Origin of the sequence: Methylophilus sp. VKM B-3414 (assembly GCF_032248435.1) — a bacterium.
GTDB classification, from domain to species: domain Bacteria; phylum Pseudomonadota; class Gammaproteobacteria; order Burkholderiales; family Methylophilaceae; genus Methylophilus; species Methylophilus glucosoxydans.
Map to the genome: position 1 here is coordinate 12,891 of NZ_JAVTLI010000006.1, position 25,571 is coordinate 38,461.

The window sequence follows — 25,571 nt, forward strand, 5'->3', positions numbered from 1 at the left end:
TGGGTGATGTCAGCTGAATGCGAGCCACGGCGCTGATTGGATGGCTGAGAACGATTCTTGCAGGGAATGCCTGCACTTTAGAGCGATGAGACTTAAATAATAATCAGGAGATAAATGCAAATGTTGAATTCATCATTGGCGCGTCGTGCGCGCACCAGCGTGTGGTTGCTGGCCTTGCTCGCTGGCGTTACCGCTTGTAACAAGCAAGAAGAGTCCGCACCAACCCCGGAAACGCCAGCGGCCACGAGCGCTGTTAGCGAAAGTTCTTCTGGTAAGACGTTGGCTTATGTGTCCACCCAGGATGCCGGCGTCGACGTGATTGACTTGGCGACCATGCAAGTGACCAGCATGCTGGATGTGAAAGCCAAGGGCCCGCGTGGCCTGGCGCTGACAGACGATGGCAAGCAACTGGTGGTGGCGACGCGTGAAAATGGCAGTGTGTCCGTGATTGATACCGCCACAGGCGAAGTCGTCAAGCAGATTGAGGTCGGCAAAAACCCTGAGTTTGTGCGGGTGAGTGGTAATTATGCTTTTGTTTCGTCCGAGCCTAGCTCTAAAGCTGGTCCGCCACCCAAGCCGGGCAGCAAGCCAGAAGAAGACGATGACGACGATGAAGAAAAAGTCCCAGCCAAGATTGCGATTGTTGATCTGACCAAAGGTGAAAAAGTCCGCGAAATTACTGGCGGGCCAGAAACCGAAGGCCTGGAGTTTTCGGCCGATGGCAAACAGCTGGTGATTACGAACGAAGCTGACAATACCGTCACTGTACACAACATCGAAACTGGCGATCTGGTCAAAACCATTTCCACCCATCAATATGGAGATCGTCCGCGCGGCATCAAAGTCTCTCCGGATGGCAATACCTATCTGGCCACGCTGGAGTTTGGTAACAAGTTTATGGTGATGGATAAAGACTTTAATGTGGTACGCACGGTAGACACGGCTGAAACCCCATACGGCATAGCCTACGACAGCAAGGGTGAGCGGATTTTTGTGGCGACCAACAAGGCAAAACTGTTGCAGGTGTTTGATGCCAAGACCTTTGAAAAAATCAAGGAAGTGCCGACCGGTAACCGGTGCTGGCATTTTAGTTTTACCCCGGACAACAAGCAGGTGCTGTTGGCTTGCGGCAAGTCTGATGCGGTATTCGTGATTGATGCAGATAAGCTTGAAGTCACGAACCAGATTGAAGTCAAAAATATGCCATGGGGCGTGGTGACCTTCCCTAAAGCCATGGGTAGTCTGGAAAACGCCAAATAAATTTATTTCCAATCGCGTTTCAATTGATTGAACAAGCCCGCCCTGATCGGCGGGCTTTTTTATTAAATTTTTTTGAGCGCACCCTAAAGTTTTGCGCAAAGCTGCCGAAATCATCTTTAGATAACAATGATTGCGTCTGGAGTGTGCAGATTGTCGGAAGCCATGCCGGCAATCTGCAAGTCAGGTTGAGTCCCTGAGTCGCCAGTGGGGCAATCGTTGTTTCGGCATGCAGACCACGTTAACCCACGGGTTAACGTCGTTCCTCACAGGGCTTCTTCGGAAGCCCTTTTTTTGCGCTGCAGCGGATGAATGGATGGATGGTGGGTGCGGTTGGTTGCTGAGTGTCAGTCCGCGGGAGAGCGGTTTACTGGCTGCGCTTGCGTAGCCAGAAGGTAAAAACACCTTCTGCCTCTTGCATCTCGATCAGGGTGTGGCCGGTTTGGCGGCAAAAGGCATCAAAATCTTTCTTTGACCCAGGATCCGTGGCCGTGATTTTGAGTACCTGATTTGCTTGCAACTCGTTCAGGGCCTTTTTGCAGCGCAAAATGGGCAGGGGGCAATTCAGGTGGCGGGCATCTACTTCTTTGTCGTATTGCATAAACAATCCTGAGTCTCTGAATTAAGCGGGCTCGATGGGCAAGCCGTGTTGAGCCCAAGCCAGAATGCCGCCCGCCAAATGCGAGACATCGTGGCAGCCTTGCGCCAAGGCAAACTCACCTGCAGAAATGGAGCGTACACCGCTACGGCAGTAAAACACGATTTTTTTGTCTTGCGGCAGTTGATCAAACATCGTCGCCAGATGTCCTAATGGCAAATGCATGGCACCAGGCAAGATACCGGAAACAAGCTCGTGATCATTGCGGATATCAATCAGCAACAATGAGGGATCATTGAGTAATGGCTGTAATTCATCCGGTGTTAAGTGTTTTAATGACATCAACAAACCCAGAAAAAGAAATGTGCCGAAAGGCAAGAGGAGTGGTGGCCAGAGGCAGAATCGAACTGCCGACACGAGGATTTTCAATCCTCTGCTCTACCGACTGAGCTATCTGGCCAACAGCAATTTGGGTGTGTCCCGAATCGCAAGACGCGCATTATAGCAAAGAACGCCAAGAATGCACACAAAAGTTAAAAAAAATCCTGATATGCTTGCGAGGCGGTATTTGAGGCCGCTGTTTTAAAAGGAATGGTTGATGTCTATTGTCGAGACACCGCCTGAAATGCAGGCGCCAGCGAAGCCTTCTGCACAGGCATTTTGGGCCTACTGGTTGCGCCTGGGCTGTATTAGTGTTGGTGGGCCTGCGGCACAAATTGCCTTGATGCACCAGGCGCTGGTGGTAGAAAAGCGCTGGATTTCAGAGGCCAGATTTTTGCATGCCTTGAACTATTGCATGTTATTGCCCGGCCCCGAGGCGCAGCAAATGGCGGTCTATATGGGCTGGCTATTGCATGGTGCCTGGGGTGGCATTGTGGCTGGCAGTTTGTTTGTGTTGCCTGCGTTTGGCTTGCTGGTCTCGCTGGCGTGGGGGTATATGCAGTGGGGCAGTCAGCCCGCCGTCGCGGCTTTGTTGTATGGGGTTAAGCCGCTGGTAGTCGCGCTGGTCTGCTGTGCCGCCTGGCGCCTGGCTAAAAAAGTGCTGATCGCCCGCTGGTTGTGGGGCGTGTTTTTGCTGGCCTTGGTCATGCAAACGGTCCATCTGCCATTCCCGGTGATTATTCTGCTGGCCGCGGTGTTGGGCATTGCGGTGCAACAATATTGGCCGCAGTGGGTCGAAACGTCAGTTGGCCATGCAGCGGCAAGGGCCATGCAGACGGCGCCAAGTGTGATTGATGACAACACGGCGCTGGCCGGGCTGGCTGATTTGCGTCGGTGGACAGCGACAGTGCTGATCTGCGGCGCGCTATGTGGTTTAGGTGTCGCTGCGGCCTTAGTGCTTTATTATGGGCCGTCACATCTGGTCACCCGCATGGCAGCTTTTTTTAGCCAGGCTGCGTTTCTCACTTTTGGCGGCGCCTATGCCGTTTTGCCCTATGTGTTTGATGCCAGCGTGCAGCATTACCACTGGTTGACGACAGAGCAGATGCTGGATGGCCTGGCCTTGGGCGAAAGTACGCCGGGCCCGCTGATTATGGTGGTCACCTATATTGGCTTTGTTGCGGCCTGGCAGGCCGGGCTGGCCTTGCCTGATTGGCAGGCGGGGTTGATTGGGGCGACGATTGTGACCTGGTTTACGTTTGTGCCCAGTTTTGTCATGGTGTTTTTGGGGGCGCCCTGGATAGAGCGTACCCGCCAGCAATGGCGTTGGACTGCGCCGCTGCATGCCATCAGTGCGGCGGTGATCGCGGGCATGGTGGCGCTGGCCCTCACGTTGAGCCGGCACGTGGTCTGGCCCGATGCGCCAGATGTCGCTGCTGCCAGCATGGTGGTGCTGTCGCTGTGGTTGTTGGTCGGCAAGCGGATTTCAATTCTTTGGCTGTTGCCAGCGTGTATGGCAATTGGTTGGTTATTAAAGGCAGGATAAGCAGATGTCAGATTCGATCATGATTTTGGGTGAGGTGCTGGGGGATGTGTTTCCCGAGCAAACGGTCATCGGCGGCGCACCTTATAATGTTGCCCGCCATTGTCACGCATTTGGCTTGCCCGTGCACTTTCTCACTGCCATCGGCCAGGATGACCTGGGCGAACGTATTGTGGCCGAAATGCAGGCGAGTGGCCTGCCTACCGAAGGGGTGCAGCACTCTGAGCGTTTGCCGACCGGGCAAGTCAAGGTGCATCTGGGCCCCGATGGTCATCGCTTCGAGATTCTGGATCAGCAGGCCTATGATGACTTGCAATGGCCGCCTGTCGAGGCGCTCACCTTGAAACATCCCCCGAGGCTGGTGTATTTCGGGTCACTGGCTTTGCGCCATGCGCCCATGCAGGCGCTTGCCACGCAGTGGTTGGCGCTGTGCCAGCCCGCCACGGTGCTGTGCGACATCAACCTGCGTGCGCCATGGTATGACGTGGAGAGCGTACGCATGGCCTTGCAGGCCGCTGATATTCTCAAAATCAATCATGAAGAGTTGCCAGAAGTCTGTAAATTGCTTGGACTGCCGGGTGCGGCAGATGTGAATGAGCTGGCCCGGCGCTTGTTGATGGTGTGTGGCTTGACTGAAATGTTTGTCACCTGTGGTGAAGAGGGCAGTTTCTGGCTGGACCGGTTTGGTCAGGGCTTTCGCGTGCCGCCGGTGCGGTTGAGCACGGCATTTGTCGATAGTGTAGGCGCTGGCGATGCTTATACCTCGGTGGTGATTCGCGGCTTGCTGGCGGGCTGGTCACGCCCCACCATCCTGACCCGCGCGGCCAGTTTCGCCGCCTCCATTTGCGGCATTCGCGGGGCGGTGCCAGCGGCTGCCGATTTTTATGATGACTTTTTATAGAGCCTTCAATGAGCTGCGATATTTAAATTAATTCATAAAAACAGAAACTTAATGTGATAAAAACCTATGCAAGGTTGGCGCTTGCCGCTATAATGCGCGTTTCGTGTAAATTGAATGTCGGTGCGGTAGGCAAATGGGTTGTCTGGCTGCGACGATATTGACGCTAACTCAAGGAAAATAAAGATGGCGATTACCGCAGAACAATCCGCAAAAATCATTAAAGATTTTCAACGCAGTGCTAACGATACAGCGAGCCCAGAAGTACAAGTGGCTTTGTTGACATACCGTATCAGCTACCTGACCGAGCACTTCAAATCCAACAAAAAAGACAACCACTCCCGTCGTGGTCTGTTGGCTTTGGTCAGCCAGCGTCGTCGTTTGCTCGACTACCTCAAAGGTAAAGACGTTAGCCGCTATCAAACGCTGATCGAGCGCTTGAACCTGCGTAAATAATTTGGCTAAAAGTGACGTTTAATCCAGTTCACTTTTAACGAAATAAAAGCCGATGGCATGGTGACTGCCTCGGCTTTTTTGCTTTAAAAATCCTGAGATTGCTGATATTCGGGATTTTCATATCACCAACTGGGGTGGCTTCTGTGAGTGCGTTTTGTGCATGGTTTGTACAAAAAGCGTGCTGATGGAAGTCACCGCAAATCGGGAAACCGGTCGTCAGTTGTCGCGCACAATGCTATGCATATGCGTGGAGTGCCGGCACTGGCAGTCTGGTTTTCATTGTTGAGATTGGCTATTAGGTAGTGAATAGCCATGGTAGATAAAGGAAAAACAATGTTTGAAATTACGAGAAAAAGCCTCCAGCTTGGTGCGCATACCCTGACTATTGAAACCGGGGAAGTCGCACGTCAGGCAGATGGCGCCGTCATGGTGAGCTATGGCGATACAGTAGTCCTGGTGGCTGCAACTGCAAAAACCGAAGTCAAAGAAGGTCAGGATTTCTTTCCATTGACTGTGGATTATCAGGAAAAAACCTATGCGGCTGGCCGCATTCCAGGCGGTTACTTCAAGCGTGAAGGCCGTCCTAGCGAAAAAGAAACCCTGACGGCACGTTTGATCGACCGTCCTATGCGTCCACTGTTCCCGGATGCGTTTTATAACGAAGTGCAGATTGTGGCGACCGTGTTGTCCCTGGATCCGGAAATTGATGCTGACATCCCGGCCATGATTGGTGCGTCTGCTGCGGTTGCGCTGGCAGGTATCCCGTTCTACGGCCCAATGGGTGCGGTCAAAGTGGGTTATATCAATGGCGAATACGTCTTGAACCCAACGGCGACACAACTGAAAGAGTCCGCGCTGGACTTGGTCGTGGCTGCGACTGAAACCGCTGTGATGATGGTGGAATCCGAAGCCAAAGAATTGCCAGAAGACGTGATGCTGGGTGCGGTTGTGTTCGGTCACGAGCAAATGCAACCTGTGATCAAAATGATCAACGAACTGGCTGCTGAAGCCGGTAAAGATGCCTGGGACTGGACACCTCCAGAGCCAGACACTGCGCTGATTGCAAAAATTGAAGCGATTGCGGCTGAAGACATCAACGCTGCCTTCAAAATCAAATCCAAAGGCGAGCGCTCTGCCAAGCTGGACGAAATCAAGTCCCGCGTCATGAGCACTTTGATCACTGAAGAAACTTCTACTTTAGAAGCCAACAAGATTAAAGACGAGTTCTTTAAACTTGAAGCGAAAACCGTGCGTAGCCAGATTTTGAACGGCGAGCCACGGATTGATGGCCGTGACACACGTACCGTGCGCCCGATCACCATCCGCTCCGGCGTATTGCCACGCACCCACGGTTCTGCCCTGTTTACCCGTGGTGAAACACAGGCTTTGGTCGTGACCACCTTAGGTACAGGCAAAGATGAGCAAATCATTGACGCACTGGCTGGCGAATACTACGAAAACTTCATGCTGCACTACAATATGCCTCCGTTCGCCACTGGCGAAACGGGTCGTGTCGGTTCACCAAAACGCCGCGAAATCGGCCACGGTAACCTGGCTAAGCGCGCATTGAAAGCCGTATTGCCTAAGAAAGAAGACTTTGACTACACCCTGCGTGTCGTGTCCGAGATCACTGAGTCTAACGGTTCCAGCTCCATGGCGTCTGTCTGTGGTGGCTGCCTCTCCATGCTGGACGCCGGTGTGCCATTGACTGCCCACGTGGCTGGTGTGGCCATGGGCCTGATCAAGGAAGGCAACCGCGTTGCGGTGCTGACCGACATTCTGGGTGACGAAGATCACCTGGGTGACATGGACTTTAAAGTGGCCGGTACCGACAAAGGTGTGACCGCCCTGCAAATGGACATCAAGATCACTGGCATTACGGCACAAATCATGCAAGTGGCCCTGGCACAAGCTAAAGAAGGCCGCGCGCACATTCTGGGCCTGATGAAACAAGCCGTGTCTGGCGTAAACACCGAAATGTCACAGTTTGCCCCACGTATCATCACCATGAAGATCAATCCGGACAAAATCCGTGACGTGATCGGTAAAGGTGGCGCCGTGATTCAGGCCCTGACCAAAGAAACCAACACCAGCATCGACATCGAAGATGATGGTACCGTGAAGATCGCTTGTACCAATGCGGACGAAGGCGCTGAGGCACAACGCCGTATCGCGCAGATCACCGCTGAAGTCGAAGTCGGCCAGATCTACGAAGGCCCAGTGGTCAAGATTCTGGACTTCGGTGCAGTGGTTACCTTGATGCCAGGTAAAGATGGTCTGGTACACATTTCACAAATTGCTCACGAGCGCGTGAAAGCGGTCAGTGATTACCTCAAAGAGGGTGACATTGTAAAAGTGAAAGTGGTTGAGTTGGACGACAAAGGCAAAGTGCGTTTGAGCATGAAAGCCCTGATCGATCCACCAGCAAGAGAAGAAGCGCCAGCAGCTGAATAAGTTGCCCGCTCTGATCTAAAAAAGCCCGCGCCAGCGGGCTTTTTTATTGGCGTCAGCGCACCGCGTCTTGCGTTAATTTACTTATAGGGTGTCACCTTGCTTTCGCGCATAATGCCGCCGTATGAAAAATAACAAAAAAATCATACGGCTAAGTGTCGGCCTGGTTGCGGTACTGTTATCCCGGTTGACTGTCGCCAGTGAGGCGCTCACGCTCGATGACGTGCCCGTGCGTGCGCATTATGACAACGCGGTCGGTTCGTCCGATGCCGCCAGCGAGGGGCGCGTGAATGCCAGCCTGATTCAAAACCGGCCCATTTCACGGGTGGGCGAGCTGCTCGAATTCGTCCCCGGCATGATCGTCACCCAGCATAGCGGCAGTGGCAAGGCCAACCAGTATTTTTTGCGCGGCTTTAACCTCGATCACGGCACCGACTTTGCCACCTATGTGGACGAGATGCCGGTCAATATGCGCACCCATGCACATGGCCAAGGCTACACCGATTTGAATTTCCTGATTCCCGAGCTGGTCAGCCATATCCACTATAAAAAAGGCACTTACTCAGCAGAGGAGGGGGATTTTTCCTCTGCCGGTGCTGCGCATTTGCACCTGGTCAATCGATTGCCGCAAGGCATCGCCAGTCTCACGCTGGGCAGTTACGACTATCAACGTATGCTGGTGGCAGATTCACAGGCCATGCACAATGGCCAGCTCCTTTATGCGCTGGAACTCAATCGCTATGACGGCCCCTGGCAAGTGGCCGAAGGCGTCAAAAAATACAATGGCGTCCTGCGTTTTAGTACAGGGGATGCGCACGACAACATGAGCCTGACCGCCATGGCTTATCACAACCGCTGGAACAGCACCGACCAGATCCCGTTGCGCGCCGTCCGCGCCGGGCAGATCAGCCGTTTTGATGCGATAGACCCGACCGATGGTGGCGATGCATCGCGCTACAGCCTGTCGTTTAGCAAGCTGCACCGTGACGCGCAGGGCGGCTGGCAAATCAATGCCTATGCCGTGCGCTCCGCGCTAGATTTATATAGCAATTTCACCTACTTTCTCAATGATCCGGTCAATGGCGACCAGTTTAACCAGAGCGAAAAACGCACCATGCTGGGCGTCAATCTCAGCAAATTCTGGTTGGGCGAGTTGGCAGGGCTGCCCATGGAAAACAAGCTGGGCGTACAAACGCGTTATGACAAACTGTCACCGGTCGCGTTATACAACACGGCACAAAAACAGCGTTTGTCGCTGATACGCTCAGACAAGGTTGAAGAAAGCAGCGCGGGCCTCTATGCCGAAAACACCGTCTGGTGGCACGACAAACTGCGTACCATCGCAGGCCTGCGTTATGACCGTTACCAGTTCGACGTGAACAGCTCACTTCAGGGTAATTCAGGCCGTGTCAGTGATGGCATCGTCTCGCCAAAAGTATCTGTGATTTTCGGGCCGTGGGCCCATACCGAGTTTTTCTATAATCTCGGCAAGGGCTTTCACAGTAATGATGCCCGCGGCACCACGCAAACCCGCTTGCCCGATGGCAACCCTGCCTCTCCCGTCACGCCTCTGGTTGGCACCCGCGGCAGTGAAGTAGGCATCCGCAGCGAATGGATGCCCGGCTTGCAAAGCTCGCTGGCGGTGTGGCAACTGGATATTGATTCTGAGCTGGTCTTTGTCGGCGACGCTGGTGAAACCGAACCCAGCCTGGCCAGCCGTCGCTATGGCGTGGAGTGGAACAACCATTATGTGGTGAATGACTGGCTACTGCTGGATATGGATATTGCCCTCTCCAAAGCACGCTTTACCCAACAAGACCCCAGTGACCCAGGCCACTTTATTCCCGGATCCATCAATAAAGTGGCCTCGCTAGGCGCCACCGTGACCCAATGGGGTCACTGGTTTGGCGCCGTGCAACTCCGCTACTTTGGCCCACGGCCACTGGTGGCAGACAATACGGTCCAGTCAAACGCGACCTTGCTCACCTATGCCCGCGTCGGCTACCGCTTTAACCCGAAAACCACCATGACGTTAGACATATTTAACCTGTTTAACCGCAAAGCCAGTGACATCGACTACTACTACGAATCACAACTCAAAGGCGAGGCTGCACCGGTCAGCGATATTCACTTTCACCCTGTAGAGCCTAGGGCTGCACGGCTGACACTCACATATCAGTTCTAACGAGGAGCATGACCTATGCGACGTATTACCATTTCGGTGGAAGATGACCTGGCCGATGCCTTTGACCAATTAGTAGCCGTTCGATCCTACGTCAACCGCTCAGAGGCCTTCCGTGACCTCGTCCGTAAAGCACTCGATGAAGCTGTGATTGCCGATACAGATCACGCACAGGCCGAATGTGTTGCCTCGCTCAGTTATGTCTATGATCATCACGAGCGCCAGCTCGCCAGCCGGGTAAATCAACTACAACACGACCACCATGACGTGATTATCACTGCCCAGCATGTGCATTTGGATCATGATAACTGTATGGAAACGGTGATTTTGAAGGGTAAAATTGCTGAAGTGGAAGCGTGCGTAAATGCAATCTCGTCACAGACGGGGGTGATGCATGCGAAGGTGCATATTATTCCGAGGTAGTTGAGATGCGTCAATTATTGAATCAAGCGAGTATGTATCCTGTGGGTTTATCTTCTTGCGTTTAGAAGCCAACTTTCCTTATTAATCAGATACTTATAATGAGGGACTCCATTGGTATTTTATTGCGCAGTGGGATATCCTGATGATTCATCAGACCATTAAATCAGTCAAGGAGACGTTCTATGAAAGCCTATAAAGATATCAATAATGATTCTGGCGTTATAGCTTATGACTACACTGAGACAAGTATCAGTGTGCAATTTGAATCTGGGAAAATATATGAGTATCCGGCATCCATAATTGGATTTGAGCATCTATCTAATATGAAAAGGCTTGCTGATTTAGGGGATGGTTTAAACGCTTACATAATGAAGCATCCTACCGTTAAAAATGGATATAAACGATAAATTATTTTTCTAAACCCTAGAAAATAAAAGTAACTTAAGGGGGAATATGAAAATAAAGTCAGTGGGAATAAAAAATTTCCGCACATTGAAAGATGTGACCATTCCGTTCGATAAGGTGACAACCTTCATAGGTCCGAACGGGGCTGGTAAGTCTACAGTTTTGCGTGCGCTTGATTGGTTTTTTAACGGTAAGCAAGGCTCTCTTGCTGACGATGACTGCTCTTTTGGCGCAGTTGAAGAAGATATTGAAGTGCGAGTTACCTTTTCTCAGCTGACACCAAAAGATAAAGACGCACTTGGGAAATATGTACCAGCTGGGGTTGAAACATTTACTGCATGGAAATATAGAAATCCAGCCGGTATTGAAGTGTTATCAGCAAACGCTAAAAGTTTTCCACCATTTAATGAAATCCGCTCAAAAATGTCAGCAGGTGAGAAGAGAGCGGCATATAACGAACTAAGAGCTGCTGATCCGGCACTGCAACTGGCAGCATGGACAAACCAAGATGCGGCATTCCAAACTTTGACTGCCTGGGAAGCTGCTAATGTTGACCGACTTGTTGACGCACCTGACGTGTTAGAGACGAATTTTTTTGGATTTAATAGTGGTGGCAAGATGAGCGGCTTGTTTGACTTCGTTCTTGTAACCGCAGATCTAAGAGCGAGTGAAGAATCTCAGGATGGTAAATCAAGCATCCTTGGGAAAATCATTGAAAGGTCGATTAATCGGACTGCCGCAGATGCGAAAATTGCTGAAATAGTCGCAGAGTCAAAATTAAAGCAGCAACAAGTGTTTGAAGAAACCTTTAATTCGCAACTTGATGTTTTAACTACTCAACTTAATGATGTGATTTCGATCTACTCACCAGGGCGCAAGGTTACTGTTGAGCCAGCATCAATTGAGTTAAAAGCACCAAAAACTACTTTCAATGTGGGTATGTTGGATGGTGACACTGAGACAGCCGTGGATCGACAAGGGCATGGTTTTCAAAGGACATTGCTGATTTCAGCACTTCAGTTGTTGGCTCAGTCAACGGCCGCTGATACCGAAGGTGTTATATGTCTAGCAATTGAGGAGCCCGAGCTTTTTCAACATCCAATTCAAGCACAAGCATTCGCGAAGGTTCTTAGATCGCTTGCCGAGGATGATTCAAAAAGAGTTCAAGTAACCTATGCTACTCATAGTCAGTACTTTATTGAAGCTAAGTATTTTGATCAAGTAAGGCGGTTAACAAGAAAATCTAACCATGAAGGTAAGACTCATGTTGAAGTTAACTTTTCAACAGTTGATTTAGTAAAAGGGAAGTTAAATGGAGTAGTACCTCCGGATCAGGTTGATCGTCAATTAGATGGTGTTGTTGCAGGAAGACTGACAGTTGGATTGTTTGCTGAGGGTGTGCTTTTAGTAGAGGGGCCTTCGGATGTAGCGTTACTTCATGGAGTCGCTGACAAAGAGAATATTGGTCTTTTAGAGACAAATGGCGTTGCAGTTATAGATGCTGGTGGCAAGGGCGCAATACCTTTAGCGCATGCGATTCTAACTAGTATTGGTATCCCAACATTCGTACTTTTTGATGGTGATGCAGGTTTTGAAGGTAGAGCTATAGCCTTGGGAAGGAGCGAAAAGGATATAAATAGCGAGCGAATAAAACTCATCAAAGAAAATCAGTTGTTGTTAGCATACCTTGATGAAGATGTAGTTGATTTTCCCCCCGATAAAGTTGGAGAGAAAGTAGCGACATTCGCTGATAATATTGAGTCATTTTTAAAAATAAACTGGACTGAATGGGTGACGTCTTGCAAAGAGCTTGAAGATCAAGCTGGTATTGATTTAAAAAAGAATAGTGCTGCTTACAGACAGGCAACGCTTAAAGCTGGGGGGGATATTCCAGAAATACTAAAACAAATATTGAATAAAGTATTAGAAAGGTGAGTATGCACGAGATTATCTGTCCACATTGCAACAAAGCCTTCACAATTGATGAGGCTGGTTATGCTGATATCCTCAAACAAGTGCGTGATAGAGACTTTGAGCATCAACTGCATGAACGCCTTGAGTTAGCTGAAAAAGCAAAGCAAAGCGCTATTGATCTAGCTACTACCAAAGTGGCTAGTGAGTTACAGCAAGCCGCCGCGCTCAAAGACAGTGAGATTAAAGAGCTTAAGGCTAAGCTTGAGTCTGAGGCAGTAGCTCGGCAATTGGCAGTCACTCAGGCGTTGAGTCAGATTGAAAAAGAACGTGATACTTTGGCGAATCAGCTCGCTCAAGCAAAACAAGAAGTTGCTAGTGTGGCTAATTTGGCAGAAGCAAAGCTCGCGAATGAGATTCAAAAAACAACTTCAGCCAAAGATAGTGAAATACAAAATTTAAAAGCAAAGCTTGACGCAATAGAAACCGAAAAGAAGCTGGCGATTAATCAAGCGGTGAGCCAAGTTGAAAAAGAGAGAGATGAGCTCAAAAGTAATTTGGTTCGAGCAGCACTTGAAAAAGAATTGGCTGAAAAGGCTCTCAAGGATAAATACGAAACCCAGATTAAAGATCGTGATGATGCGATTGAACGATTGAAGGACTTGAAAGCAAAGCTCTCAACCAAAATGGTGGGTGAAACGCTGGAACAGCATTGCGAAACTGAATTTAATCGGATTCGCGCCACGGCTTTCCCAAAAGCATATTTTGAGAAAGATAACGATGCACGTTCTGGCAGTAAAGGCGATTACATTTTTCGTGACCACGATGATGGCGGCACAGAAATCGTCTCAATTATGTTTGAGATGAAAAACGAGTCAGACACCACAGCAACCAAAAGTAAAAATGAAGACTTTTTAAAAGAGCTGGATAAGGATCGTAACGAAAAAGGTTGTGAGTATGCTGTACTGGTTTCTTTGTTGGAGCCTGAGAACGAGCTTTACAACACCGGGATAGTCGATATGTTCCACCGCTACCCTAAAATGTATGTGGTACGCCCGCAGTTCTTTATTCCTATGATTACCCTGTTGCGCAATGCAGCGTTAAACTCAATGAAGTACAAAACGGAGTTGGCTACCGTAAGAGCGCAGAATATCGACATCACTAATTTTGAGAATGAGCTAGAAGCCTTTAAGAGTACGTTTTCTCGTAACTATGAGCTAGCCTCAAATCACTTTCAGAGAGCAATTGATGAGATTGATAAATCCATCGATCACCTGCAAAAAACTAAGGATGCATTGCTAAGTACCAGCCGTAACCTGCGTTTAGCCAATGACAAAGCACAAGATGTGACTATCAAGAAACTGACTAAAGGTAATCCGACGATGGCTGAAAAGTTTGAAGAGTTGAAGCGATAACCAACCGTCAACGCTAACTCCAGCGATGACATAGTTTTCTAATAAGTGAGAATTTAGAGTAGTTTGGTGCCAAGCGGAACCTCATGTTCTGGAACACATAAAGTTACTCTATCTTCTGTATCATGAAAACCCGTCACCAGGCATTCTGACATCAATGGCCCGATTTGTTTGGGCGGAAAGTTAACCACGGCGACCACCAGTTTTCCGATCAGGTTTTCTGGCGTGTAGTGCGCTGTAATCTGGGCGCTGGATTTACGCAGGCCAATCTCAGGGCCAAAGTCGATTTGTAGTTTGTAGGCTGGCTTGCGTGCTTCCGCAAATACCTCTGCCGAAATCACCCGGCCAACGCGTAATTCAACTTTGGTGAAGTCATTCCATTCGATTTGATTCATGTGCCCAGTCTTCTAAAGTGACTGGGCATTATCGCAGAAGACTTTAATCAGGAGCGAGCGAAGCAATGCCATCACTGCCTTGGATGGCATATTCTTTCGACGGCATTTTTCGGTTAGTTTCTGTCATCCATCCCGCTGAGTTGTTTCACCATCGGATGCATGATGTATTTTTCCATAATCCCTATCATGCGGCCATCACCCTCTACTTTCCAGCGTGCGTCTTCAGGCAGGTTAGCGTTTTCGATGGTAATTTCACTTTTCAGATGACTGAATGCCAGCGGCACTTTCTTGAGCAGATTATTTAATCTGCGGGTGGCAGTGTCTCCACTTAATCCCAGTTTTTTACCGGTTTCGATAATATCTTCACGTGTAATCTCTGAAAAAAACTTTTGCGCTTGGCCCAGTCTGATGGGGAAATCTGTTTTAGGCCAGCTAGCATGTTCTTTATCTATGGCTTGCGTCTCGTAAGCGGCTGTACTCAAAAGGTCATAACATGGTGAAATTTGAATGCCATCGTGGGAAACCATGAAAGAGATGTTTTTGAGGTGGTTATCTCCGTTACCCATCAGAATGTTAAAGACGATCCAATCGAAAAACCATAGCCTTCCGATAGCCGGGACTGAAAGGCGCTGAGCTAACTTTGCAAGTGATTCAGTACTGGCTGCATCATATTTAAATACGCGGTCTATGTTGAGGAGTTGGCATCCATCAATTACATGGAGCCTGTCGACTCTGCCATCTTGATGTATAGCCCTGTCAAAACGCTCAATGAGATACACCGGCTCTGGGCAAAACAGTCGATATACTTTAGGCACATCCAATCCTGCCAGGTTTGCAACGCGCATGGTGAAGTACTCATTGATAACGGTCGACGGGTAGCGGTTTTTTTCTGGATGCTCAGGTTTTAAGATGTGTGTTGAGGCTGCCTGGCCATCTGGCTCATAAATTTCCCCATCTTGATAGATGACTGCTAGCTTATGTTGAGCACCGGCCAGGGACATTTTCTTCGGTGAATCTGCGTTCAAGGGAATTCTGGGCATCGCTTTAATGCGATCAGATAGCTCTTTTAGGGAGAGCTTTCTCTTTCCTCCCTGTTCTGGAAGTACGCCCTCAGGAAGGAGCGTTAACGATCCCGCAGATTCTCGACCATAAGCTTCTAATAAACCAAACGCATCTTCTATGGCTACTTTGGCTTCCTTAGCTAGGATCGTTCGTAACGTTTCCTCAGGAAGCAAATTATCAAAATACCATTGCACAGGTCTTGTCGTGCTACCGTCAATGTGAATGCTGGGTTTGCCTTCAGCATCTACTCTGGGTAGATTTGGAGAAAGATCGTATCCCTTGTTATCCGTGGCCCAGGTATCTGTGTATTCAAACCTCCAGATATTGTCTTCAGCGACCAATGTGCCGACATGGGCATCGTTGATGTAAGCGAGCAATATTCGCTTCATTGAGTACCTTTTTGGGACTTGCGTTGGCTGGGACGTACCAAGCCGTTCTGGTCACGAATCTTGCCCAGATAGGCTTCTGCAGAAGCTGGAACCTCGGCAGACAGTTTTATTCCCAGCTCTCCTAAAAGCCGCATGACTCTGCCGATTTGGGCGGTTTCTTTTCCGTATTCGACATCGCCCACGAAAACATGCCCCACGCCAGCAATACCAGCCAAATCATCCATACGAAGATTATTTGATTTGCGTGTAGCGCGAATGACTTCGCCCAAATCTGCTGGCGAGTTAATCGGAACCTTCATGCGAATTCCCCAAAAATATATGATCGCATATATTCTATTCCAGATCTTTTTCAAAATAAAGGAATATATCGGAACGCATATATTTTATGATTTTAGAGAGGAAGGGGTTAAAAATATATCTCATCGAATATATTTTATCTCTGACTAAGCCTGAAAAATGGTAACGAAGTATTTATTTCCCACATCCAAATACGCTAAAGGCGTTGGTGCAGTCAGCTAGCTAGCGAATCAGTGCCGACACGGCCTTGAATTGCGCATGCGTGGCGCCTTGCATGGGCTCAAACAGCATGGATTCTGTATTTGTGATGATGCAACCGGCATTACGCATTCTCTCGATGCCATTGTTGCGGTTGGCCTCATTTCGTGAGATGACGGCATCTTCTACGATAAACACTTGCTTGCCTGCGGCCAGTGCATCTAGGGCGGTTTGTTGCACGCAAATATGGGTCTCCAGGCCGAACAGAACGACTTGCGGGGCGACGCTGACGGAGGATTCCTGAAAGCTGGACTCGTGCCAGGCGGAGAAGGCGAGTTTTGCGGTGCGAGGGGTGTAATCGGGCAAGAGGGTTTGCAGCGCGGGCAGGGTTGCGCCGAGTTTTTCCGGGTATTGTTCAGTCACCCAGAGCGGGATATTCAGGAGCTGGGCGCCTTGAATCAGGCGCTGGATGTTTTTGATGACGGCGGCCATGGGCTCAGGTTGCATCGCGTCACAGAGCCGGGTTTGTATATCAATCAGCATCCAAACGGCATCTGTGGTGGCAATGACTGGCTTCATGGGCTTATCTCTTGGCGAGTTGTTGGTCGATATCTTGCAGGTCGGCTTCGGAGACGATGCCGCTGGCGGTTTTGAGGCGAATGATATTCACCAGGTAGTTATAGCGGGCCTGCAATAAGTCACGGTTGGCGCTGTAATATTGCTGCTGGGCGTTGAGTACATCTACGCTGGTGCGTATGCCGACTTCGTAACCGAGCTTGGTGGAGTCGAGCTGGCTTTGGCTGCTCTTGAGCGCTTGCTCAAGCGCTTTTACCTGCGCGATGCTGGTGTTCAGGTTGAGGTAGGCGCGTTGGGTTTCCAGAGTGGTCTGGCGCATGACGTTTTGCAAGTCATCTAGGGCTTTTTGCCGATTGTAAGCCGCCTGGCGCACGCGTGAATTCACGGCCCCACCTTGATAGAGCGGGACAGAGACTTCCACGCCTATACTGGCACTTTTCAGATCGGCACCAAACCCGTACTGGCCGCCATTGGCGTAGCTGTCCTGATAGTTGGCGACGGCATCTACGGTGGGGTAATGCCCGGCGCGCGCGATTTCGATATCTTTTTCATTCACCTGTACCGTTTCTTGCTGAATCTGGATATTCAGGTTGCTGGCATGGGCGACCTCTTGCCATTCTTGCATGGGCTTGAGGCTGGGGCTGATCTGGATATCTTCGCGCACACTGGCCAGGCGTTCTGGCAATTTACCGGTGATCGCCTGCAGGCTGCGTTTGGCAATATCAATGTCATTGAGTGCGGCCAGCTCTTGCGCCACGATCAGGTCATAGCGCGCTTGCGCTTCATTGACGTCGGTAATGGTGGAGGTGCCCACCTCAAAATTAGCCTTGGCCTGTTGCAACTGGCGCTGGATGGCTTCTTTTTGCGCGGTGATCAGCATGTTGCGGTCTTGCGCCAGCAGCACCTCAAAATAGGCCTGCGTGGTGCGTAACATCAGGTTTTGTTGTGCCAGGTGATATTGCTTGTCGGCGATGCTCACCTGCACCTTGCTTTGGTCTATGCGCTCCAGCGCTTCTTTGCGGAAAAGCGGTTGCCTGGCTTGTAACTGTGCCTGATAAGCTTCGTAGTTATTGCGTCCGCCGGGGAAGGGCGCCTGGCTACCGACGATTTTTAAATCGGTGCGATTGGCATTCGCGCCCGCCGTGAAATTCACTGAAGGACGGTAGCCAGCTTTGGCTTGTTCTATGACTTCTTGCGCAGCCTGATTGGCACTGCCCGCCGAGGCCAGCACCGGATCACTGGCGAGGGCTTCCTGATAAATGTCTACCAGGCTTTGCGCGGCAGCACTGGCGTGTGCCGACCACCACAGGCTGGCAATCAGCATCACTACTCTCAAATAGGCAGGGCTAGACATAAGGCATTAAACAGACATGAGGTGTTAAAAAGTAAAGGCCAGGGCCTGGGGGGCGTTTTGCATTTCAGTCAGGCTGGTTTCAAACAGTACGTCTTGTTTGAAACTGTGCTCGGCCAGACGTTGTACCAGCGTCGCCTGCATGACCGGGGCTTTGCCCAGCACGATGAGCATACGGCCACCAATGCTCAACTGGTAGCGCACGCCTTCGGGCTCAACCGGGCTGGAGGCGGTAAACACGATGGCGGCATAAGGCGCTTTGGCTTCATAGCCATTGTGACCATCGGCCTCAATCAGCTGTACATTCTGGATGCCTTGTGTGGCCAGGTTTTTCGCGGTCAGCGCGCACAGCTCGGGGAAGATCTCCAGCGCAGTGACTTGTGCGCAGTGTTGCGCCATCAGTGCGGCCAGATGGCCGCTGCCAGCGCCGACCAATAGCACTTTGTCTTTGGCTTGCAGTTGCAGCGCTTGCAAAAAACGCCCTTCGATTTTTGGGCTCAGCATGTGCTGACCCATGTCCAGCGGGATTTCAATATCGGCAAACGCCAGGCCACGGTAGGCGTCTGGCACAAATGCTTCACGCGGCGTGTTGCTCAGCGTGGCCAATACTTGCGGGTCCAGCACCTCCCAGGTGCGGATTTGTTGCTCAATCATGTTAAAACGTGCGGTTGCCTGGTCTGTCATTTTTGAATCCCACTATCCGGTTAAAGAGAAAAAACATTATAGGGCACTTCTATTCATTCAACTTTCGTTGCGATACTGCGTTGCGCATAAAAAATTGCGCCTTACCTATTCAATCTATGCGGCGTCGAAATTTTTTAATCGCGCCTTGTCTGGCTGAGCCATTTGCATGCATAGCAGCGCCCTATCATTGATTGCGCCATGATTGCATGGTTCTGTCGGTCAAACGGGCCCAGAACGCATACAGTGCTGGCACAAATAAAATGGTCAGCAAGGTGGCGGCGGCCAGCCCGCCCATAATCGCGACCGCCATCGGCCCGAAGAACACGCTGCGCGTCAGCGGAATCATGGCCAGAATGGCCGCAGCGGCCGTGAGTACAATCGGCCGGAAGCGGCGCACGGTCGATTGCACTACCGCTTGCTCGAGCGAGGCGCCCTCGGCAATGTCCTGATTGATCTGGTCGACCAGAATGACAGAGTTACGCATGATCATGCCGGAGAGCGCAATGCTGCCCAGCATGGCGACAAAGCCAAACGGCATATTAAAAATCAGCAGGGCAAAGCTAATGCCTATCATGCCCAAGGGCGCGGTTAATACCACCAGAAAGACATTAGCCAAGCTGCGCAGTTGCAGCATCAGCAACGTGAATACGGCGGCCAAAAACAGCGGGACGCCTTTGACCACCGAGCTGGCGCCTTTGGCGGACTCTTCAATTGCGCCACCGGTTTCTACCGTGACGCCTGCCGGCAAGTGCTGCAAAATCGGGGCAATGGCTTGTTGCACCTGGCCGGAGACCACCGGTGCCTGCATTTTGCCGCGCAAATGCGCACGCACCGTGAGCGAAGGCACGCGGTTGCGACGCCAGATCACGCCTTCTTCAAAGCCATATTCAATGGTGGCCACTTGCGCCAGCGGCACGCGTTCGCCATTCTGGCTCAATACCGTTAATTGGCCGATTTGCGACAGTTGCGCATGCTCATCGACCGGACTACGCATGACCAGGTCTATGCGCTCATTTGCCTCCCTGAACTCGCTGACCACCTGTTCGTAATACTGCGTGTTGAGCAACTGCGCGATGTCTGGCGAATGGATGCCGAGCAGGCGTGCCTTGTGCTGGTCCACCTCAATGTGGATCACTTTGCTCGGTTCTTCCCAGCCCAGTTGCACATTGATCAGGTGCGGGTTGGCACGCATCGCGTCTGCAATCTGGTGCGCCACCTCACGGATCGCCTTCAGGTTTTTGCCGTCGACGCGGAACTGCACCGGAAAGCCGACCGGCGGCCCATTTTCCAGCCGCAATACCGAGGCGCGGAGTTGTGGAAAATCGTGTTGAAACAAGTTCAGCAGATCTGTGCGCAAGGCTTCACGCTGTTGCAGGTCTTTAGTCAAAATCACCAGTTGGGCAAAGGCGCGGTGTGGCAATTGCACGTCTAGCGGCAAGTAGTAGCGGGGTGCACCTGAGCCCAGGTAGGACACGACATTCTCCACCTTGCCATGTTTTGCTTGCCAATCGTTGAGCCAGCGCTCGAGTTTGGTCACGGCCGCTTCGGTGGACTGGTCGCTGGCATTCTCGGCCAGACGCAAATCGACCACGATTTCGAGGCGGGTCGAGTCGGGGAAAAACTGTTGCTGCACTTTGCCAAAACTCAGCATAGCCACCACAAACAAGGCAATGGTTGCCAGAATCACCAGGCCCTTATGCTGGACACACCAGCTGACCGTACCTTGCAGGCGCTGGTAAAACGGCGTGGCATACAGTGTCTCTTCGTTGTGAGCGCTCGCTTCTTGATCATCGCTTTTAAAGCCTAATTTATGCTTGAGCCGGCGCCAGAGTGAAGGTTGGGCATGTGCGGCGGCATCTGGCAGCAAGTGATAGCCTAAAAAGGGCACCACAATCACCGCGGCAATCCAGGACAGACTCAGTGCAATGGCCGAGACCTGGAAGATGGAGCGGGTATATTCGCCGGTTGAGGAGACCGCGGTGGCAATCGGCAGAAAGCCTGCCACTGTAACCAGCGTGCCGGTCAGCATGGGCATGGCGGTGGAGGTGAAGGCAAACGAGGCGGCTTGCATACGCTCCCAGCCTTGTTCCATTTTGGCAGCCATCATTTCGACCGCAATAATCGCATCATCGACCAGCAAGCCTAGCGCTAAAATCAGTGCGCCCAGCGAAATTTTGTGCAGGCCAATCTGAAACCAGTCCATGAGCAGAAATGTCCCGGCCAGCACAATCGGGATGGCGACGGCGACCACAATGCCGGTCCGCCAGCCCAGGGAGAGCAGGCTCACCGCCAGCACAATCAGCAAGGCTTCAATGAGGGAGCGGACAAAATCATGCACCGAGTGTTGCACGATCTCGGGCTGCGAGGTGACCAGATGCAATTGCACGCCGACCGGTAATTGTGTTTGCACGCTGCGTATGGTGCTTTGCATGGCCTTGCCCAAGGCAATGACGTCACCGCCGGCCTGCATGCTGACCCCGATCAGCAAGGTGGGCGTGCCGTTGAAGTGAATGCGCTCTGCCGGCGGGTTGGCATAGCCGCGTTTAATGGTGGCAATCTCGCCCAGCCTCAGGTTCTGATTCCCTGCCCGAATGGGAAACTGGCGTAAATTCTCCAGTGTTTGCAAGCGACCACTGACATCCAGGCGGATTCTTTCCGGGCCTGCATCAAAGGTCCCGGCACCAACGACACTGTTTTGCTGCTGCAGGATTTGCACCAGTTGTGCCGGCGTGATGCCCAGGGAAGTGAGTTTTTGATTGGAAATTTCGATGATGATTTTTTGTGGTTGCTCACCAAACAAATCAACTTTTTCCACATCGGGTAGTTTGAGCAGACGCGCTCTTACCCATTCGGCTTGTCTTTTCAGTTGTTGCGGGTTGAGGCCGTCGGCGGTGATGGCATACATGCTGCCATAGACGTCGCTGAACTCATCGTTAAAGGTCAGGCTTTGCAGGTCGCGTGGAAAGGTGTGGCGGATGTCGCCAATTTTTTTGCGTACCTGATACCAGAGCTCGGGGATTTTTTCGGAGAAGGTATTATCGCGGATGACAATAAACACCACCGACTCACCGGGGCGTGAATAGCTGCTGGTGTAATCGATGGAGGGGATTTCTTGCAGTTTTTCTTCAATTTTATCCGTGATCTGCTGCTCAACCTCTTGCGCAGAGGCGCCCGGCCAGCTGGCGCGCACCAGCATGACTTTGAAGGTAAAGGGCGGGTCTTCTGATTGCCCGAGGTGGGTATAGGCAAAGCTGCCGGCGAGCAAGGTCAGCAAAATGAAATACAGCACCAGGGCCTGGTTTTTGAGGGCCCAGGTCGAGAGGTTGAAGCGCTGCGACAGCGAGGGGCCGGTGGCTTTATGCACTGGTGTGGTGTGTTCGCTCATTAGCGCAATACCTCCGGGCCAGGGGTGACGGCCTGCACGCGCATGCCCTCTGTCAGGGTATGCACGCCGATGGTGGCAATGGTCTCGTTGGCTTGCAAGCCAGAGGTGATTTCTACGCCCGCTTCAGTGACGTTGCCGGTGGTCACCGCACGTCGATGCGCCTGCTGTTGCGCATCGATCACCCAGACGCTGGGGTGGTCGGCAAATTGGGTGACCGCCGTGCTCGGGACCAAGATAGTTTGCCTGGCTGCACCTGATAAAAAGCGCACGTCTGCGGTCATGCCCAGTTTGATTTTGGCATCGGCATCCAGCAACTGGATGCGCAGATCGAAGGCGTGGGTCTGGCTATTGGCTGCTGGCGCAATTTCGCGAATACGGCCCTGATAGGCGTGGGACAGGCCTTGCAGCGTTACGCTGGCCTGATCACCGGGGTGCAGGGTATCAATCACGGTTTCGGGAACGGCAATCTGGATTTCCAGCGTTTGCAAGTCGTAAATCCGGGCAATGGTTTGTCCGGCGGCCACCACCTGTCCCGGCTCGGCCTGTATCATGCCGATGGCACCGCTACGGTCTGCCAGCAGTTGGGTGTAGCCTGTTTGATGCTGGCTGACTGCGGCTTGCGATTTGGCCTGCTCTAGCCTGGCTGCACTGGTTTTCACTTGTGTCTCGTAGCTGTCCAGGGCCGATTTTGAAATAAATTGCTGGCGGTAAAGTTGCTGGCGTCTGGCCAGCTCAGTTTGCGCCAGCGCCAGGTTGGCCTGTGCGGTTTGCACTTCGGCGCTGGCCGATTGGGCATTCAAACGGGTATCGCTCGGATCCAGTTGCGCAATGAGTTGGCCTTTTTTAACCAGCTCACCGACATTGACGGCACGCGTAATGATTTTGCCGCTAATTCTGAAGCCAATATTCGACTCATAGCGCGACTTCACTTCGCCGGTGTAGCGGGCGGTGGTTGCGACTGCGCTGTCTGCGATGGTCATCACCCACACCGGGCGCGGCGCAGCTGGCGCCTCTGTCTCAGGTTGGCAGCCGCTCAATACGGTCATGAGGGCCAGGCTGTATAAATAAAGGCGAGCGTTATTCATGGGTAGGGGCTTTCAAAAAACCATACGTGCACATGTTTACCATGGCCTGCATGCGGGATTCCACCGGCCGCCAGTTGATCCAGGCGTCATCACACATATTGATATGCAAGGCGCAGAGGCCGTGCATGGCGGACCATACCGTCTGCGCAATCAGTACCGGGTCAGTCAGTGTCGGCCGGAAGATGCCTGCCTGCCAGGCGCTGGTCACCACTTCAATCAGCTGCGCGTAAGCATCCTGCTCCGGGTTGTGACGCTCGATACTGGACAGTTCTGGGGCCAAAGGTGGATGAGGCGTCATGAACATCATACGGTAGTGATTGGGATACTTCAGTGCAAACTCGATGTAGTGTTGGCCAAATTGCAAAAATCGCTGCAAGGGGTCGCGAATTTCAAAGGTGCTTTTGAGCGACTGCGCCAGTTTGAGGACATCGGCATCGACCACCGCCCGGATCAGGGCTTCTTTGTCACTGAAATACAGATAGAGGCTGGTGGCGGTATAGCCTACCCGTTGGGCGACCGCGCGCATGGTGACCGCTTCTATCCCCTGGTGAATAAACAGTTCGCGCGCAGCATCCATGATCTGCATCCTGATCGCTTGCTTCTCGACTTCTGTCTTAACCTTGGGGGGCATGGCTGACCAATGAAATTAAATGTAACATTGTTAAGTTAACACTGTAATTATTTAATGTCAATGGGTGCTGGTAATTCTGTGCTGAATGGTGCAGAGTAACAAATGTGATACACCGGTATCCGGTTTTGAGCTGCGCCGCGGGTTAAGATTGCCGCAATGCACTGGCCGGTGGAGTCATGGGGGCGGGCGACGCTTGCGCAATCCAAATAATGATAAGGAGCGATCAAGATGAATGTACGGCAACGTTGGATCAGTTTGTTGGGGCGTGTGTTGTTATCGTTGGTGTTTATTGTGAGTGGGGTGGGCAAGGTGCTGGATCCTGCGGGCACGCTGGCCTATATCGAAAGTGCGCATTTACCGATGCCGCAGCTGGCTTATGCAGTGGCGCTGGTGGTTGAGCTTGGCTTGGGTCTTGCCTTGCTGCTGGGGTTTCGTGCACAGCTGGCTGCGGCTGGCATTGCGCTGTTTACCTTTGTCACTGCGCTGGTGTTTCACAGCAATATGGCCGACCCGCTGCAAGTCATTATGTTTCTTAAAAACATGACCATCGTCGGTGGTTTGCTGATTGTGATTGCCTTTGGTCCAGGCGGCTACAGTGTGGATGGCGGCAAGCGCATTATGTTACCGCAGTGATCGCTGTCCCCGCAGGCGGTGCTTGCAGCCATTGACGCAAATGCTCAATCAAGGCCAGCGTGTTGGCTGAGACCTGTTTGTGATAAGGGTACATGGCGTAAATACCCCCCTGCGGCCGCCGGTAGTCGGCCAGCACTTCCACCAGGCGGCCTGCTTGCAGGTCAGCTGCCACATAAAACGCCGGCAGCCCGGTGATCCCGAGCCCGGCCAGGGCAGCATCACGCAAGACTTCGCCGTGGTTGGACTTGAGCCTGGGCTGGATGGGGATGCGGTGGATCTGGTCATGCTCGACAAACTGCCACTCGCTGGCGCGATGGGTGAGGCAAATATGCTTGGCCAGCGCCTGCGGGGTCGATGGGATGCCATGCTGTGCAATATACGCCGGGCTGCAGCAATAGCTCATCGCGGCGTCTTCCAGCTTGCGTGCCACCATGCCTTCCTCTGGCTGGTCAGTCACGCGTATCACCATATCATAGCCTTCGCTGACCATATCCACATGCCGGTTATCGGCATCCAGCCAGATTTCCAGTTGCGGGTGTTGCTGCATGAATGCGGTTAAAGCCGGCGCCAGGCGCAAGCTGGCGTAAGACAGTGGCACTGAAATTTTCAGCAGGCCGCGCAGATCGCCTGAGCGGTTACTGACCTCCAGCTCCGCTTCATGCAGTGCTTGCAGAATTGTTTGCGCCCGCTGAAAAAACACTTTGCCGGTCTCGGTGGCAGACAGTTTGCGGGTGGTGCGTTGCAGCAGTCGCATGCCCAATCTCGCTTCCAGCGCAATAATGCGCCGGCTCACCAGCTGTTTGGAAATCCCCAGCGATTGCGCCGCGGTGGTGAAATTGCCATGCTTCACCACCTCGACAAAGAAATGCAAATCTTCAAAAGAGGTCATGTATTGTCAACTTTAATGAGACAGTTTTACGCATTATAGGGTAATTATCATTTCTATGGCGCGGGCATACAATGCGTTT

Annotated in this window: 23 protein-coding genes and 1 tRNA gene; 11 read left to right on the top strand and 13 right to left on the bottom strand. The window is 51.8% G+C overall.

Annotation, left to right across the window (positions count from 1 at the left end; all coding sequences use genetic code 11):
- Window positions 1-114: 114 nt before the first annotated feature.
- Window positions 115-1,260: a glutaminyl-peptide cyclotransferase gene (locus tag Q9292_RS06425; protein WP_313986128.1), complete on the top strand. Its 1,146-nt coding sequence runs from the start codon at window positions 115-117 to the stop codon at window positions 1,258-1,260.
- Window positions 1,261-1,624: 364 nt separating this feature from the next.
- Here Q9292_RS06425 and Q9292_RS06430 read toward each other — a convergent pair whose 3' ends face one another.
- The 3 genes from Q9292_RS06430 to Q9292_RS06440 all read right to left on the bottom strand — a co-directional run bounded on the left by Q9292_RS06430 (window position 1,625) and on the right by Q9292_RS06440 (window position 2,315).
- Window positions 1,625-1,858, bottom strand: a complete 234-nt coding sequence (locus tag Q9292_RS06430; protein WP_275356411.1) for a sulfurtransferase TusA family protein — start codon at window positions 1,856-1,858, stop codon at window positions 1,625-1,627.
- Between the two features lie 21 nt (window positions 1,859-1,879).
- A complete protein-coding gene (locus Q9292_RS06435) occupies window positions 1,880-2,197 on the bottom strand; it encodes a rhodanese-like domain-containing protein (RefSeq protein WP_275356412.1) in 318 nt (105 codons plus the stop codon).
- 42 nt (window positions 2,198-2,239) lie between these two features.
- A tRNA-Phe gene (locus Q9292_RS06440) sits at window positions 2,240-2,315 on the bottom strand.
- 138 nt (window positions 2,316-2,453) lie between these two features.
- Here Q9292_RS06440 and chrA point away from each other — a divergent pair.
- The 9 genes from chrA to Q9292_RS06485 all read left to right on the top strand — a co-directional run bounded on the left by chrA (window position 2,454) and on the right by Q9292_RS06485 (window position 13,920).
- Complete coding sequence (gene chrA / locus Q9292_RS06445; protein WP_313986135.1) at window positions 2,454-3,782, top strand: chromate efflux transporter; 1,329 nt, start codon at window positions 2,454-2,456, stop codon at window positions 3,780-3,782.
- A gap of 4 nt (window positions 3,783-3,786) precedes the next feature.
- Window positions 3,787-4,680: a PfkB family carbohydrate kinase gene (locus Q9292_RS06450; RefSeq protein WP_313986138.1), complete on the top strand. Its 894-nt coding sequence runs from the start codon at window positions 3,787-3,789 to the stop codon at window positions 4,678-4,680.
- 183 nt (window positions 4,681-4,863) lie between these two features.
- The gene (gene rpsO, locus Q9292_RS06455; protein WP_194749762.1) at window positions 4,864-5,133 is read left to right on the top strand and encodes a 30S ribosomal protein S15; all 270 of its coding nucleotides are present in this window, start codon (window positions 4,864-4,866) and stop codon (window positions 5,131-5,133) included.
- A 333-nt stretch (window positions 5,134-5,466) separates the two neighbouring features.
- Window positions 5,467-7,587, top strand: a complete 2,121-nt coding sequence (pnp, locus tag Q9292_RS06460) for a polyribonucleotide nucleotidyltransferase (protein ID WP_194749761.1) — start codon at window positions 5,467-5,469, stop codon at window positions 7,585-7,587.
- A 121-nt stretch (window positions 7,588-7,708) separates the two neighbouring features.
- Window positions 7,709-9,769 (top strand): TonB-dependent receptor, encoded by a 2,061-nt coding sequence (locus Q9292_RS06465; protein WP_313986142.1) that lies wholly within the window; start codon window positions 7,709-7,711, stop codon window positions 9,767-9,769.
- 15 nt (window positions 9,770-9,784) lie between these two features.
- Window positions 9,785-10,189 (top strand): nickel-responsive transcriptional regulator NikR, encoded by a 405-nt coding sequence (gene nikR, locus Q9292_RS06470; RefSeq protein ID WP_313986145.1) that lies wholly within the window; start codon window positions 9,785-9,787, stop codon window positions 10,187-10,189.
- Between the two features lie 182 nt (window positions 10,190-10,371).
- Window positions 10,372-10,596: a hypothetical protein gene (locus tag Q9292_RS06475; protein WP_313986147.1), complete on the top strand. Its 225-nt coding sequence runs from the start codon at window positions 10,372-10,374 to the stop codon at window positions 10,594-10,596.
- 46 nt (window positions 10,597-10,642) lie between these two features.
- Entirely contained in the window at window positions 10,643-12,529 is a 1,887-nt protein-coding gene (locus Q9292_RS06480) for an ATP-dependent endonuclease (RefSeq protein WP_313986150.1), read from the top strand.
- A 2-nt stretch (window positions 12,530-12,531) separates the two neighbouring features.
- Window positions 12,532-13,920, top strand: a complete 1,389-nt coding sequence (locus Q9292_RS06485) for a DUF2130 domain-containing protein (protein WP_313986153.1) — start codon at window positions 12,532-12,534, stop codon at window positions 13,918-13,920.
- Between the two features lie 53 nt (window positions 13,921-13,973).
- Here the strand turns inward: Q9292_RS06485 and Q9292_RS06490 are convergent, their stop codons facing one another.
- The 9 genes from Q9292_RS06490 to Q9292_RS06530 all read right to left on the bottom strand — a co-directional run bounded on the left by Q9292_RS06490 (window position 13,974) and on the right by Q9292_RS06530 (window position 23,916).
- The gene (locus tag Q9292_RS06490) at window positions 13,974-14,312 is read right to left on the bottom strand and encodes a tRNA-binding protein (protein WP_313986156.1); all 339 of its coding nucleotides are present in this window, start codon (window positions 14,310-14,312) and stop codon (window positions 13,974-13,976) included.
- A 113-nt stretch (window positions 14,313-14,425) separates the two neighbouring features.
- Window positions 14,426-15,763 (bottom strand): HipA domain-containing protein, encoded by a 1,338-nt coding sequence (locus Q9292_RS06495; RefSeq protein ID WP_313986159.1) that lies wholly within the window; start codon window positions 15,761-15,763, stop codon window positions 14,426-14,428.
- Complete coding sequence (locus Q9292_RS06500) at window positions 15,760-16,062, bottom strand: transcriptional regulator (RefSeq protein ID WP_313986161.1); 303 nt, start codon at window positions 16,060-16,062, stop codon at window positions 15,760-15,762. The genes Q9292_RS06495 and Q9292_RS06500 overlap by 4 nt, the downstream gene beginning before the upstream one ends.
- A 220-nt stretch (window positions 16,063-16,282) precedes the next feature.
- Window positions 16,283-16,837 carry an isochorismatase family protein gene (locus tag Q9292_RS06505; RefSeq protein ID WP_194749755.1) on the bottom strand — a complete coding sequence of 185 codons (555 nt, stop codon included), beginning with the start codon at window positions 16,835-16,837 and terminating at the stop codon, window positions 16,283-16,285.
- 4 nt (window positions 16,838-16,841) lie between these two features.
- Window positions 16,842-18,188, bottom strand: coding sequence for a TolC family outer membrane protein (locus Q9292_RS06510; protein WP_313986166.1), 1,347 nt, complete (start codon window positions 18,186-18,188; stop codon window positions 16,842-16,844).
- Window positions 18,189-18,212: 24 nt separating this feature from the next.
- The gene (locus Q9292_RS06515; RefSeq protein WP_313986169.1) at window positions 18,213-18,869 is read right to left on the bottom strand and encodes a protein-L-isoaspartate O-methyltransferase; all 657 of its coding nucleotides are present in this window, start codon (window positions 18,867-18,869) and stop codon (window positions 18,213-18,215) included.
- Between the two features lie 184 nt (window positions 18,870-19,053).
- Window positions 19,054-22,254 (bottom strand): efflux RND transporter permease subunit, encoded by a 3,201-nt coding sequence (locus Q9292_RS06520; protein ID WP_313986172.1) that lies wholly within the window; start codon window positions 22,252-22,254, stop codon window positions 19,054-19,056.
- A complete protein-coding gene (locus tag Q9292_RS06525) occupies window positions 22,254-23,339 on the bottom strand; it encodes an efflux RND transporter periplasmic adaptor subunit (RefSeq protein ID WP_313986175.1) in 1,086 nt (361 codons plus the stop codon). The genes Q9292_RS06520 and Q9292_RS06525 overlap by 1 nt, the downstream gene beginning before the upstream one ends.
- On the bottom strand, window positions 23,332-23,916 hold the full coding sequence (locus tag Q9292_RS06530) for a TetR/AcrR family transcriptional regulator (protein WP_313986178.1): 585 nt from the start codon (window positions 23,914-23,916) through the stop codon (window positions 23,332-23,334). The genes Q9292_RS06525 and Q9292_RS06530 overlap by 8 nt, the downstream gene beginning before the upstream one ends.
- A 282-nt stretch (window positions 23,917-24,198) precedes the next feature.
- Here Q9292_RS06530 and Q9292_RS06535 point away from each other — a divergent pair, with 282 nt between their 5' ends.
- Complete coding sequence (locus Q9292_RS06535) at window positions 24,199-24,603, top strand: DoxX family protein (protein WP_194749749.1); 405 nt, start codon at window positions 24,199-24,201, stop codon at window positions 24,601-24,603.
- Here the strand turns inward: Q9292_RS06535 and Q9292_RS06540 are convergent.
- Window positions 24,587-25,492 (bottom strand): LysR family transcriptional regulator, encoded by a 906-nt coding sequence (locus Q9292_RS06540; RefSeq protein ID WP_313986182.1) that lies wholly within the window; start codon window positions 25,490-25,492, stop codon window positions 24,587-24,589. The two genes, Q9292_RS06535 and Q9292_RS06540, sit on opposite strands and share 17 nt — an antisense overlap.
- Between the last annotated feature and the right edge of the window lie 79 nt (window positions 25,493-25,571).